Origin of the sequence: Rathayibacter sp. VKM Ac-2879, assembly GCF_015351245.1 — a bacterium.
Classification (GTDB): Bacteria; Actinomycetota; Actinomycetes; order Actinomycetales; family Microbacteriaceae; genus Rathayibacter.
Window position 1 is genome coordinate 1 of the sequence record NZ_JADKSO010000002.1, and the last position, 12,852, is coordinate 12,852.

Genomic DNA, 12,852 nt, shown 5'->3' on the forward strand with positions numbered 1-12,852 from the left:
CCTTCGTGATCGGCCACAACCGCGACCCCGACCCCCCCGCCAAAACAATCCCCCTCACGACACCACCACCGCATCGACATCAGTGGTCGTCGGGGGCGCGGAGAGCGTGGTCGGATGGAGCGGGGACAACCCGTCGATCGGACCCGCGGGGGAGGCGGAGAGCAGCACGGGCGCAACCGTAGCAAGGTCATATTTCCCTGAGGTTGCCAAAAGGGCGATTTCGCGGGACATCGCTGCGTCGGGCACCCCCAGAGTGGGCCGCAACGTCGGGAACTGTGGCAGGGAACGGGCTTCGTCGTCGCCCGACCCGCTCCTCCGCTCAGCGCCTGAGCATGCTGCTGTACAGCCGGAGGTAGTCCTCGTTCATCCGGGAAACATCGAAGGCCTCGAGGCCGCGGCGCGCGCGCTCGGACCACTCGGCGAGGACGGCCTTGTCGTCGAGGAGCGCGCCCAGCGCGGACGCGAGCCGTTCGACGTCTCCGACCGGGACGATCTGTGCGGCGGCCCCGAAGTCCGCTACCTCGGGCAGCCCGTCGGCGGAGCTGACAACGCACGCGAGGCCCGCCTCGCGCTCCTCGATCACGACCAGGCCGAACGGCTCGCGGCGGGAGGCGGCGACCGCGATGCGTGCGCCCAGCAGGTAGGGACGGGGGTCGGCGACGGCGCCGACGAGATGGATCCGCTCGCCCCAGGGCATGCCGATGGCCGCCTCGAGCACCTCGGGCTCGTCGAGGTTGCCGACGAAGTACAGGTGCGCATCGGGATGGGTCTCGGCGATGCATCCGAACGCGCGGACGAGAAGATCGGAGCCCTTCCTCCGCGTGATCGAGCCGACGGCGAGGATCGGCACCCCGAGCAGCCGCTCGGGGTGCACGGGATCGCTGCGACGTGGAGAGCCCAGCGGGGCGTTGGTGATCGTGATGGTGCGTCCCCGAGCGAGCGGTCGCCGCGAGAAGACGCGTTCGTTGGCTCGGCTCACGCAGACGACGGCATGGGAGAGGCCCATCACCCCCACCCCGCGTTGGAACTCGTTGTGCACGGTGGCCACTCGCGGTGTTCGCGGTGCGACCGCCGCGGCGAGGAGCGCCGGGGTCAGCGTGTGCGCGTGGATGACGTCGGGAGCGGCCTCTCCGATTATGCGTCGCAGCCGCCGGAGGAGGGCGGGCAGGGCGGCGGGAGAGCGACGGCCGAAGTCGAGGCGGGTCGTGGCCACGCGATGGCGAGCGAGCAGCGGCTCGAAGTCGCCGCCGGCCGAGCCGACGACGACGGAGTGTCCGGCGTCCGACTGCCAGGTGGCGAGGTCGACCACGACGTTGTTGATGCCGTTGGCGGAGTTCGTCATCGTGTCGGTCAGGTGGAGGATGCGCATCGAGGGCCCTTCGGCCAGCACCTCCCGCGGTCCTGACCAGGTGACAGGTTCCCATCCCGACCGTCGCCACCGTCGATCGAGCGCGGAACATGCCTGCGGTGGCGCCTTTTCTCGCGAGGCGAGCTCGTTCCACAGCCTCGACGGGGAGACGTACGCCGCTGTCGACGCCGTTTCGCGCCTCCCCCTCGGGGGTCGTGAGCGGCCGGGATAACTTCGCTCAGGTCCGCGGCTCCGCCTGTCGCGGCGGAGGGGATCGAGCTGTGCACGACGTGACCGAACCAGGGGAGCAGCGGCGTCGCGCGAACCTCGGCGAGGAGCACCGCGCCAATCGCTCGTCTTGCTCCGGCATCGCGTCAACGGGTTCGGACGAGCCGTGCTGAGCATCGGGATCGTGGCGCTCGAGTCCTGGCACGCCGCTCCGCTTGAGCGCGTGTGGCGCGAACAGGGCCACAGGGTGACGGTCGTGACCGGGGAGCCAGCGGGATTCCCGGGTGCCGAGGTCCACGGCATCCCCCTCGGCCGGCTCGTGGGCCTCGCGTCGAGGCTCGGTGTCGGCTCGTCCGCGCTCTCCGCCTTCACCCGTCGTGCCCGGCGCCTCCTCGAACCGCTGCGACCCGAGCTGGTCGTCGCGCTACCCGGCACCGCCCGTGAGCTGGCAGGTCTCGCGCCGACGACCGTCGTGTTGGCCGACGGCGGTCACGTCCGGGCGCTCGCCGAGCGCCTCGCCCCGCGGGCCGCGAACCGGGTGCCGCTGCCGGTCGCGCGCTGTGAGGCGGAGTACCGCCGCGCGACGGTCGTCGTACCGTCGGCCGTGCTCGCGGCGGGCTTCCCGTCGTCGGCGGAGGTCGTCGTGGTCGCCCCGGGTCTGCCCGCCACCGGTCCGAGCGCGCCGACAGCGCCAGACGGACCCCTGCGCCTCGCGGCGGTCGGAGCGCCGGCGTGGTCGCGCGGGGTCGACCGTCTCGACGCGATCGCCCGCCTGGAGGCGACCGACTACGTCACCGTCGTCGGAGCAGGCGGGAGGATCGACGGCGGCCTCGCCGCCGGACTCCGCTTCGTCGGCGCGCAGGACCGTGACGGCACCGCCGAGATCTTCCGCCACTCCCACGCGTACCTGCACCTCGCGCGCACGGTGGAGGGCGCGGCCGAGGGCCTGGAGGCGCTCGCCTGCGGCCTGCCCGTGCTCGCGACGGAGTCGAGCGCCCTCGCCGGGCTCTGCGCCGAGGGCGCGGGAGTGGTCGTGCCGGACGACGCCTCGCGGGAGGATCTCGCCGCGGCGCTCGAGAGACTGCGCACGGAGTGGGCCTCCCTCTCGCGACGAGCGCACGAGCTCGCGGGCGAGCGGCCGTGGTCGGTGGCGGCGGAGCAGATCCTCGCCCTGGCAGAGGACGGCGCCGGTGTCCGCTGATCCCCAGTCGGCGCCGTCTGAGCGCGCGACCGAGAGCGGCGTGTGCTCGGCCACGGCCCTGCTGCCGAGAGCCGTCGCCCTCCGCCTCGCCGCGATCCTCGCGCAGCACACCCTGCGCGACCGAGGCATCAGGAGCCTCGTCATCAAAGGGGAAGGGCTCCACCGTCAGGGCATCCGCGCGCCGATGGCCTCGGCCGATGTCGATCTCTGGGTCGAGCCGGACGCCTTCGACGCGGCCGTCGCGCTGCTCGGCTCTCTGGGCTGGCGGCGTCGGGCAGAGGCGCTGAGCTGGACCCTGTTCGTGGACCACTCCATCACGCTGGTCCATCCCTCCTGGCCCTGTGACATCGACGTGCACCGCTCGTTCCCGGGCGCCTTCGAGGACGAGCGGCCGGCGTTCGAACGGCTCTGGGCCGCTCGAACGGACCTGGCGCTCACGGAGGAAACCCTTGAGATCCCCGGGCGGGCGCACCACCTCGTCCTGCACGCGCTGCACCAGCTGCGCAACGCGCGCGCGTCGTCTTCGGCGACGGTGCTCGCGGCACTCGACGTCTACGGCGCGCATCTGCCGCTCGAGGAGCGGCTCGCCGTCCGCGACGCCGCGGTCGAGCTCGGCGCGCAGACGCCGATGAGCGTGCTCCTCGAGTCGTGGGGGGTGCCCGCTCCCGCGGAGGAGCGTTACCGGCACGCCCAGGCGCTCTGGGATGTGCGGCGCCGCTCCGATCGGCACACTTTCAATTGGCTCCACGCGATCGCGTCCGCACCGTGGCGGCTGAAGGGCGGCCTGCTGCTTCGTGCGGCCTTTCCGACCCGCGCCGACCTCGAGGCGAGCCATCCGGGTCGGCTGACCCGATCCCGGCGCCTCCGACTGCGGGTCGAACGGACCATCCGCGCCGTCCGCGGGCTCCCTTCCGCGCTCTCCGGCTTCGCCCGGATCGCCCGCGCGGGCGGGCACGGGGAGGCAGCACCCGCGGGCTCCCCGGAGCCGATCGCCCAGGCCACCGCGCCGACACGTCTGCCTCCCGTGCCGTCGCCGGTCGCCGTGCAGCCCGCCCCGAACGAGCATTCCGCCGTCGTCGCGTCCCGCTTCGTCGTCGAGCGCACCGAAGAGGACACCTACGTGCTCGACCTCTCTCGTCCGGGGTCGATCCCGGTCCTCCTCTCGGTCAGCGCCGACGCGATCTTTCAGGCGGTCGTGCGGGAGGGGCGCTCTCGCAGCGCCACCGTCGAGCTCCTCGCCGCGCGCTTCGACGCCGACCCCGACCTCCTCCGTCGCGATGTCGACGCGGTCCTCGACGTGCTAGACAAGCACTTCCCCGCGGCCGCTGCTCTCGGGAGCGACGCATGAGCGCGGAGCGGCTCGACACCGTGCGGATCCTGCACGTCCTCGACTCCTTCGAGGACGGGGGCGCCCAGCGTGTGGCGCTCTCGCTCGGCGCATGGAGCGCCGATCACGGCTGCGCCGTCGCCTACTGGGGACGCCCAGGGCCGCTCCGCCCCAGCGCGCCGGCGCGATCCTTCGTGGTGCGCCGGCCGGAGCAGAGCTTCGTCGCCGATCTCCTCGATCTCCGCCGCGCGGTCCACCGCTTCCGCCCGCACGTCCTGCACGCCCATCAGCGCCGCGAGGCCTTACTGACGGCGCTCCTCGGAGCAGCCCTCAGGGTGCCTGTGGTCGAGCACGCCCACACCGAACTGCCGGCGGTCGACCGGCGGCTCCTGTCCTTCCGGTCTCGCCGCGTCTTCGCGGTCTCGACGTCTGTCGCTCGTATGGTCGTCGACGGCTTCGGCCGGCCGGCCGAACGCGTCGTTGTCACCGGGAACGCGCCGGCGAACGTGTCCGCCACACGCGCGAGCGCCGCCTCCCTCGACGCGGCACCGCTGAGGATCCTCGGAATCGGGCGGCTCGCCGAGCAGAAGGACCCAGATCGCTTCCTCTCCGCAGTGGAGGAGCTGGCCGCGACCAGGGCGGTTTCAGCGACCTGGCTCGGCGACGGCCCCCTGCTGCCGGTCCTCCGCGATCGGGCTCGCGCAGCCGGCATCGTCGACTTCGCGGGGCCGTCGCGTGACGTGACCGGCGCCCTCGACGCGGCACACCTCCTGCTCTCGACCTCGCGCTGGGAGGGCACGCCGCTCGTGATGCTCGAGGCGATGGCCCGCCGCCGCCCGGTCGTGGCGACGGCGGTGGGCGGCGTCGGCGAGCTCCTGGGCGGAGGGCGCGGCACCCTCCTCCCCGGAGCGGCCTCGGGTCGCGAGATCGCCGAGGCACTCGACGCGGCGCTCGCCGAGCCAGAGGCACTGCTCGCGCGCGCCGAGCGGGCGAAGGCCTGGGTCGACGCCTCAGCCTCCCCGGAGGCGGTCTTCGGCCCCGTCCTGTCGGCCTACCGAGAGCTCGGAGCTCGACGATGAGAGAGCGGGGTGTCTCCGTCACCGTCATCGCCCCGTGCTACAACTCCCGGGCGGTCCTCGACGCTTTCCTCGCCAGGCTCGAGGAGACGCTTGTCCCCGGCGTCGGTATCGTCCTCGTCGACGACGCCTCCACCGACGGGTCGTCGGCGGTACTGGAACGCTGGGCGCGCGATCGGGACGACGCTCGCCTTCTCGTCCTGGAGACCAACGGGGGAGTGGCGGCCGCCCGCAATCGCGCGCTGGCGATCACCGACACCGAGTTCGTCTGGTTCGTCGACGTCGACGACGAGTGGGATCCTCGCATCGTCGCCGTGCTGGCCGGCGAGGCCACCGCCTCGAGCGCTGACATCGTCGTGTGCCGGGCGCTCTACCGAGCCCGGTCCGCCGCCTCCGGACGCGTCGTCGACGGGCTCGACCGTCGGGAGCTCGTGTCGGCCTCCGACGCGATCGAGCGCATGGCGGCCGGTGAGCTGCACGGCTTCCTCTGGAACAAGCTGCTACGGAGGCGGATCCTCGCCGAGGAGCTGTTCCCCCTCCTCAGCTCGCAGTCGGACTTCATCGGCGTGCTGCGCGCAGTTCAGGCGGCGGAGCGCGTGCTCTTCATTCCCGAGGTCCTCTACACCTACGTGTACACGCCGTCCTCGATCACCCGGCGACGCGATCCGGACCTCGCCAACCTCCTGATCTGCGCCCAGGCGTTGCGCGCAGCGCTGGAGCAGGCCTTCGACGAGGTTCCGGAGCGGCTCGCCGACTGGTTCACCACGTGGTTCTACGCCGTGCCCGTCGCGCTGACGCCGATCCGACACCACGCCCGCCCGGCGCTCGTGCGCACGGGAGTCGCCCTCGGCTCGGCCGCGCTGCGCGACGTCGACCTCATGCGGTCGTCACGGAGCACGCGGCTGCTCGTGCTGGGCCTCGTGCTCAAGCACGCACCGGCCGCGTTCACGCTGTTCAGCCGCACGCTCTACTCCCTGCACGACACCCATCGGCGCCTCGTGCGTCGGCGGAGCCCTGCCTCGTGAGCGGCCCCCTCGAGTCGGTCCTGAGCCTCCTCGCGGCCGCCGTGCCTCCGATCGCGCCGCTCCCACCGCTGCCCAGCCAGAGAAGAGTCCCGGCATGACCTCCTACATCACCGGCCGCATCGAACGGATGCCGGCGAGCATCACCTCGCTCGACGATGCCGCGCACGCGGTGCTCGAGCTGGCCAGGACCGGTCGCGACGAACTCGTCGTCACACCGAACACCGACCACTTCGTGCGGTGGAAGCACTCGGAGGCGTTCCGTCGGTACTACGGCCGCGCCTCGCTGGTCGTGCTCGACGGCACTCCGCTGGTCTGGCTCGCCCGCTGGTACGGCTATGCGACGGCGAGCCGGGTCACGGGCATCGACCTCTTCACCGAGGTCTGCCGCCGGGCAGCCCTCGAGCAGCTGCCCATCGCGATCGTCGGAGGCGCGCCGGGCATCGCCGACCGCGCCGCCGCCGAGCTCGCTCGTCGTTTCCCAGGCCTGCGGGTGCCGGTCGTCTCGTCGCCCGGGCCGGCCGAGCTCGCAGACGAGGCCGCGCTCGCCCAGCTCGCCGCGTCGCTGCGTGCCGCGGACGTGAGGATCGTCGCGCTCTGCCTCGGTTCGCCCAAGCAAGAGGAGGTGCGCGAGCGCCTCCTGGCGGTCGGCGGCACCGGGGCGGTCTGCCTCGGGGTGGGCGCTGCCGTCGACTTCCTCGCGGGGGAGATCCCTCGAGCGCCGCTGCTGCTGCAACGGCTCGGTCTGGAGTGGACCTACCGCTTGGCGCAGGAGCCCGGGCGCCTCTGGCGCCGCTACCTCGGCGACGCGCTCCTCGTTCTCCCCAGCGTCGTCACGGCGTTGCGCTATCGGGCGAGCCGTGTCCTCCGCTGAGCCGTCCGGGGCGGAGCGTCCGGTCGTGCTGGTCTGGAAGCGCACGTGGCTGCCCGATTCGGAGACCTTCGTCCGCAACCAGATGCGGAGTCTCCGCTCGTGGCGCGCGATCGGCGTGGGCCTCGAGCGCGCCGGCTCCGGCACGCTGCACGACCCTTCGGACCGGATCCTGCACGAGCGGAGCGGTTCCCGGCGCAAGCACGCCCTGATGCTGCGCCACCTCGGCGTCTCGCGGAGCCTCGACGCTCTGGTCGACGAGCTCGCGCCGACTCTGATCCACGCCCACTTCCTCATCGACGCGACCGACATCGCCCGCTTTGCGCGCAGACGCGGGCTTCCGCTGGTCGTCACGGGCCACGGCTACGACGTGACGAGCTGGCCGCTGGTGATGGGTGCTCCGCGCGCGCTGCGCCCTGTGGCGCGCCTTCGGCGCTCGCGTCAGGCCCGCGCCGTCTTCCGTCAGGCGCGCGCCGTGATCGGGGTCTCCCGCTTCATCGCCGACAGGCTCGTCCGGCTGGGCTCGGCCCCCGAGCGGACCGTCGTCCGGGCCATCGGCATCCCCGTGACCGCGCCGCCGCCGCCCGCCGATGGACGCAAGGGTGTCGTCTTCGTCGGACGCCTGGTCGAGAAGAAGGGCGTCGCCGACCTGCTCGACGCGATGGCCGGGTTGCCTCCTGCCGTGCGGGACGTGCCGGTCACGATCGTCGGGGACGGGCACCTCCGCGGCTCCCTTTCGGCGCGGGCCGAGCGGCTGGGCCTGCGAAGCGTCACGTTCGCGGGCATGCAGCCTCCCGCTGCCGTCGCGGAGCTGCTGCGAGGAGCCACCGTCTTCTGCGCCCCGTCGCGCACCGCGTGGAACGGCGACTCCGAGGGCTTCGGCATGGTGTTCCTGGAGGCGGCGCTCGCCAGCGCGCCCGTCGTCGCCACCCGACACGGCGGGATCCCGGAGGCGGTGGAGGACGGGGTCACCGGGCTGCTCGTCCCGGAGGGCGACGTGGACGCCCTGCGGAGGGCGCTCGAGTCGATCCTGCTCGATCCCGAGCGGGCGGAGCGGATGGGGCAGGCGGGGCGCGAGCGCGTGCTCGCCCGCTTCGACGTGCGGGAGCGCACGACCGAGCTCGAGCGGGTCTACGACCTCGCGGCCGGGCGATCCGTCTGGCCAACGGCGGGGAGAGGCGCATGAGCGGCGTCCGGCGCGTCATCGCGACGCCTGCGCCCTTCCCTCGCGTCTCGGGAGGCGGGGGAGTGGCGGGCTCGCGAGGCGCGGGACAGTGGCGCAGCACCGCGTCGACCGCACCGGCGCCTTCCGAGGCCGTGGAGGCGCGCCGGGCGCGGGGGCGGCGCCTCCAGCTCGCCGCCGTCGTGCTTGTCACCTTCGTCCTCACCTCTGGCGGACGCGTCGCCGATCTGTTCGCCGCGGGGCGGGCGGCATCCGACGGCTATTCCACCGGTGCCGTCAACCCGAGCGCGATCGGCACGGCGATCGCCGAGTGGGCCGCCGTCCCCTTCCTGGCGGTCGTGGCGGTCGTCGTCCTGCTCAACCTCGGCCGGCCGCGAGCCAACCTCTCGGGTCTCGCCGGCGCCGCGGTCTACCTCATTGCGGCCCAAGTCACCAACACCCTCGCGGTCGGTGGCCTGAACCCGACGCCGAAGTACTGGGTGATCCTCGCGCTCGTCCTCGCGCTCTGGTCCATCGCTCCGAAGTGGGAGGACCTGCGCGTCTTCGGCGTGATCGTCACGCTCATCGCGATGGCGAGCCTGGTCACGGCCCTCACCGGCCAGGGCTGGATGCGCCAGGACGCGCTCCTCCCGGGCGAGACGAAGGCGCTCGTCGGGACCCAGCTGCTCGCGGGCATCTTCCCCCAGATGAACGTCCTCGGGATGACCATGGCGCTCGGGCTGCCGTTCGTGCTGCTCGTGCGCACCCGGTTCGGCCGCGTGAGCGGACTCCTCGTCGTGCTGAGCGCCCTGGTCCTCAGCGCTTCCCGCACGGCCCTCATCGCGGCCGGGGTGACGATCCTCGTCGCCCTGCTGCTGCGGGTCGTCCGCTCGGCCTGGATCAGGAGGGTGATCGCCGTCACCGCGGTGGTCCTCGTGGTCACCGTCATGGTCCTGCTCCCGATGCTCATCCACGACCGCGATGCCCTCACCAGTCGTGGCGCGATCTGGATGTCCTCGATGAGCGTCATCCCCGATCACTTCCTCGTCGGCCTCTCGACGAATGCCTTCACCCGCGAGGGCCTGCTGCCCCCACTGATCGGCCACACGCCCTGGCACGGCCACAACCTCTTCGTCTCGACGATGGTGTGGGGAGGGATCGTGCTTCTCGCCGCCCTCGCCGTCTTCCTGGTGAGCGTGCTGGTGCGCTCGCTCGAGTACTTCGACCGCTCCATGGTCAGCTATCTGTTCGTGCTGATGCTGCTGGCGTGCTCGCTCGCCGAGATGCCGCTGCGGATCGACGACTTCGACGGGGTCTCCTGGCTCACCTGGACGGCGGTCCTCGCGGTGATGATGGTGCCCGGGCCGCCCGCGGTGCTCGTCTCCGGGAGGACACGGCGGCCGGCGATCGACGCTTTCGAGGGGAGCGGGCCGCCCGCAGCCCCGCGTCGGCGGACCCGGTGAGCCTGCGCAGGAGGACCGTCGACGCCACCACCTGGACGGCGATCTCGTTCGCGGTCGCGCTCGTCGTCCAGCTCGGGCAGTTCGCGATCCTCGCCCGCCTACTCGACCCCTCCGAGATGGGCCTGATTGCGATCGTCGGGCTGCTGAACACCTTCGTCGACATCTTCCTGGGAATGGGTGTCGCCCAGGCGATCATCCAGCGGCGTCGAGCGTCGAGCTTCGAGCTCTCCTCGGTGTTCTGGCTGAATCTGACGGTCGGCCTCCTCGTCACGGCGGTCGTGGTCGCGGCGGCCTCGCCGATCGCCGTCCTGCTCGGCTCGGACGCCGCGGCGCCGATGCTCTCGCTCGCCGCCCTGGTGTTCGTGGGGAGCGCGGCAGGACAGGTCCCGCGGGCGGTGCTCGAGAAGGGCTTGCGGTTCCGGGCGGTCGCGATCTCGGAGTCGGTGTCTCTTGCGGGTGGCTTCGTCGTAACGGTGTGCCTGGCGCTCGTGGGCTGCGGTGCGCTGTCCTACTCGTGGGGCCTCGTCGCCACGGCGCTCCTGCGCTCCGTCCTCGCGCTCGTGCAGGCGCGGCGGTGGTTCCGCCTCCGCTTTCGGTTCCGGCTGCGTGAGACGGCGCGCTTCCTGTCGTTCGGCGTCTTCCAGACCCTCGACGCCGTCGTGAACTACCTCGGCTCGAACGCGAGCTCCCTCGCGATCGGCCGACTGCTCGGGCCGGCGCAGCTCGGCGGATACACCCTCGCCTACAACCTCGCGGTGAACCTGCCTGCTCGGGTGAACCCGATCGTCACGCGGGTGATGTTCCCCGTCTTCTCGTCCATCCAGCACGACCGTGACCGTGTCGCCCGGAACTACCTCAGCGTCACGGCCGTGCTGAGCATGGCCAGCATCCCGCCGCTCGCCTTCGTCGCCTTGCGCTCCGACGAGGTCGTGCGCCTCTTCTACGGGCCGCAGTGGGGATGGATCGCCGGGATGACGACGGCGCTCACCGTCGTCGGCGCCGTGCGGGCCGTCGGGAATCCTGTCGGCTTCGTGCTGATGGCGATGAACCGCGTGCGCTTCGGCCTCGTCGTCAACGTCGTCAAGACGGCGGTCACTGTGCCGCTGATCGTCGTCGGCGGGATGCTCTACGGTCTCGACGGCTTGATCGACGGACTGCTGATCTCGAGCGGCCTCGGTTTCGTCGTGACCTACCTCGTCTTGCGTGCCGTCATCGGCGTCCGCCTCTCCGGTTTCCTGCGGGCCTGCAGCGCCGGGCCCCTCCTCGCGCTGCCGATGGCGCTCCTCCTCCTCGCGCTCGGACTCCTCCCCGAGGGTTCCGTGCTCCGCCTCCTGCCGGTCGAGGCGGTGCTCGCGGGGCTCGTGCTCGTCGCGACCGTGCTCCTCGCTCCGGGCCGCGACCTCGCGCAAGCGCGCTCCCTCGTCTTCGCACGGCTCCCTCGGCGGCTCCGTGGGCGGCCTGTCGATGTCGCCGTCGTGCTCGCCGCTGAGGAGCGCTTCGACGGCTCCGGCGGAGCGGTAGCAACCTGGGTGCGCGAGACCGTGTCCCGCTCCGCGCTGAGGATTGCCGTGCACGCCCCTCGAGCGGCCGCCGTGCCCGGCGTCGATGTCCGTCGGCATCGGCTGTACGGTCGCGGGTATGCCGTTCAGCGTCGTGCCGCCCTGCTGATCGCGCGGCGACGCGACTCCGACCCCGCGCAGACGTTGCGCCGCCTCTCGCTCGGAGGGGCACCGTGGCTTCTCTGCCTCGCCCCCTCGTTGCGTCGCGTGCCGACAGTGTGGATCCACAACCGACCGCGCTACGCGCTCCGTCTCCGTCGCCTGGGACACTCGGGCCGCATCGTGGCGCACATGCACAACGACCTGCTCGACTACCTCCCGCACGATCCCGAGGAGGCGCGCCGCTACCTCGAGGCCGTCGACGAGTGGATCTTCTGCAGCGAGTTCCTGCGCAGCCGTGCCGTCGCCCAGTACGGCCTCCGCGTGACGGCGGTCCTGTACAACGGGGTCGTCCCGCCGGTGGCCTCGCCCGCCGTGGCCTCGCCTGTCGCTCCCGGGGGAGGCGCGCTCGAAGCGGTCTTCGCCGGCCGCCTCGTCCCCGAGAAGGGCGCCGTCGAGGCCGTCGACATCGTCCGCCGGCTGCGCGCAGAGCGAGGCATCCCTCTGCAGTTGGTCATCGCCGGTGCATCCGGTCTGGGCGACGACGGGACTCCCACGCCCTACGTGCGCGCGCTCGACGAGGCGGTGTCCGCGCTGCCGTGGGGAGTCCGTCGCGTCGCGTTCCTCCCGCACGAGCAGCTCCTCGACCTGTTCGCGGTCTCGGCGTTCCTGCTCTACCCGTGCCGGTGGGACGAGCCGTTCGGCATGGTCGTGGTGGAGGCGCTCTCCCGGGGCCTTCCCGTCGTGACGGTCGACCGCGGCGGCCTCGCCGAGATCCTGCGCACGGAGGAGGGAGTCGTCGCCGGTTCGGTCCTCGTGCCTCCGGGGACCGAGGAGGAGGTTGCGTCCGCCATGGTCGCGGCGATCCCCGCGCTCGCCGAGGCGCTCCGCGACCCCGACCGTCGCGAGACGATCGCCGCCGCCTCCCGTCGACGCTCCGCGGCCTTCGCGTGGCCAGACATCGCGCGCCGCGCCGACGCGCTCCTGGGAGCGTCACCCACGGAGCGCTGACGCTCGCGGGCGCGGCATCGTGGCCGTGCCGCCGCCTGCGTGCCGGTCGGGGACCGCCCCGGGGGGATCGCAGCACGACCGACATCGCGCGACAGTCGAGTCGAATGATCCTCAGTTGTGTACGGTCGCGGCGTTATGGAACCCGATCACAGGCCTCGCGCCCCTTCCGCTCTGCCCGTCGTGCCGTCTCCGAATGCAGAGGTCGAGGGGCGTCGCCCACCCGCTTCCACCGTGAAGTGCCCGTCCTCTGGGGTCTCCTCGTGATCGGACGGACCCCGCCTCTTGCCCCGCCCCTCCCTCTCGAGATCGTCGTGACGCCGCGACGATCCGACGTTCTGCGCCACTCGCGCCGCCTGTCGGGAAGAGGGGTGTCGCTGGGGCGGCACACCGACTCGCAGCGCCCCTCATCCCCGGTGTCGCGCCGTCCTGCGCCTCGTCCCGGCTCCCCGGCTCCCCATCTCCCAGCCGCGGGGAGGCGCCCGATA

General features: G+C 72.5%; 10 protein-coding genes. 8 read left to right on the forward strand and 2 right to left on the reverse strand.

Going from position 1 to position 12,852, the window contains the following annotated elements; genetic code table 11:
* Together ITJ45_RS14445 and ITJ45_RS04950 are read right to left on the reverse strand one after the other, a co-directional pair.
* The coding region (locus tag ITJ45_RS14445; RefSeq protein WP_194609138.1) for a sugar phosphate nucleotidyltransferase at window positions 1–58 on the reverse strand (58 nt) is incomplete at its 3' end.
* Window positions 59–319: 261 nt separating this feature from the next.
* A complete protein-coding gene (locus tag ITJ45_RS04950; protein WP_194608993.1) occupies window positions 320–1,369 on the reverse strand; it encodes a glycosyltransferase family 4 protein in 1,050 nt (349 codons plus the stop codon).
* 391 nt (window positions 1,370–1,760) lie between these two features.
* On the opposite strand from ITJ45_RS04950, the gene ITJ45_RS04955 reads away from it, so the two are divergent.
* From ITJ45_RS04955 to ITJ45_RS04990, 8 genes are all read left to right on the forward strand, one after another.
* Window positions 1,761–2,777, forward strand: a complete 1,017-nt coding sequence (locus ITJ45_RS04955) for a glycosyltransferase family 4 protein (RefSeq protein ID WP_194608991.1) — start codon at window positions 1,761–1,763, stop codon at window positions 2,775–2,777.
* Window positions 2,767–4,125: a nucleotidyltransferase family protein gene (locus ITJ45_RS04960; RefSeq protein ID WP_194608989.1), complete on the forward strand. Its 1,359-nt coding sequence runs from the start codon at window positions 2,767–2,769 to the stop codon at window positions 4,123–4,125. Before ITJ45_RS04955 ends, ITJ45_RS04960 begins: the two co-directional genes overlap by 11 nt.
* Window positions 4,122–5,183, forward strand: a complete 1,062-nt coding sequence (locus ITJ45_RS04965; RefSeq protein WP_194608987.1) for a glycosyltransferase — start codon at window positions 4,122–4,124, stop codon at window positions 5,181–5,183. Before ITJ45_RS04960 ends, ITJ45_RS04965 begins: the two co-directional genes overlap by 4 nt.
* Window positions 5,180–6,205, forward strand: coding sequence for a glycosyltransferase family 2 protein (locus ITJ45_RS04970; RefSeq protein WP_194608985.1), 1,026 nt, complete (start codon window positions 5,180–5,182; stop codon window positions 6,203–6,205). Before ITJ45_RS04965 ends, ITJ45_RS04970 begins: the two co-directional genes overlap by 4 nt.
* Before the next feature lie 94 nt (window positions 6,206–6,299).
* Window positions 6,300–7,076 carry a WecB/TagA/CpsF family glycosyltransferase gene (locus tag ITJ45_RS04975; RefSeq protein WP_194608983.1) on the forward strand — a complete coding sequence of 259 codons (777 nt, stop codon included), beginning with the start codon at window positions 6,300–6,302 and terminating at the stop codon, window positions 7,074–7,076.
* Complete coding sequence (locus ITJ45_RS04980) at window positions 7,063–8,259, forward strand: glycosyltransferase (protein WP_194608981.1); 1,197 nt, start codon at window positions 7,063–7,065, stop codon at window positions 8,257–8,259. Before ITJ45_RS04975 ends, ITJ45_RS04980 begins: the two co-directional genes overlap by 14 nt.
* Window positions 8,256–9,698 (forward strand): O-antigen ligase family protein, encoded by a 1,443-nt coding sequence (locus ITJ45_RS04985; protein WP_194608979.1) that lies wholly within the window; start codon window positions 8,256–8,258, stop codon window positions 9,696–9,698. Before ITJ45_RS04980 ends, ITJ45_RS04985 begins: the two co-directional genes overlap by 4 nt.
* Complete coding sequence (locus ITJ45_RS04990; protein WP_194608977.1) at window positions 9,695–12,367, forward strand: MOP flippase family protein; 2,673 nt, start codon at window positions 9,695–9,697, stop codon at window positions 12,365–12,367. The genes ITJ45_RS04985 and ITJ45_RS04990 overlap by 4 nt, the downstream gene beginning before the upstream one ends.
* The last annotated feature ends 485 nt before the right edge of the window (window positions 12,368–12,852 follow it).

What these genes read in the sequence shown, in the direction of transcription:
- ITJ45_RS04965 (WP_194608987.1), top strand. Translation starts at nt 4,122, where the DNA reads ATGAGCGCGGAGCGGCTCGACACCGTGCGGATCCTGCACGTCCTCGAC.
- ITJ45_RS04950 (WP_194608993.1), bottom strand. Translation starts at nt 1,369, where the DNA reads ATGCGCATCCTCCACCTGACCGACACGATGACGAACTCCGCCAACGGC.
- ITJ45_RS04985 (WP_194608979.1), top strand. Translation starts at nt 8,256, where the DNA reads ATGAGCGGCGTCCGGCGCGTCATCGCGACGCCTGCGCCCTTCCCTCGC.
- ITJ45_RS04975 (WP_194608983.1), top strand. Translation starts at nt 6,300, where the DNA reads ATGACCTCCTACATCACCGGCCGCATCGAACGGATGCCGGCGAGCATC.
- ITJ45_RS04970 (WP_194608985.1), top strand. Translation starts at nt 5,180, where the DNA reads ATGAGAGAGCGGGGTGTCTCCGTCACCGTCATCGCCCCGTGCTACAAC.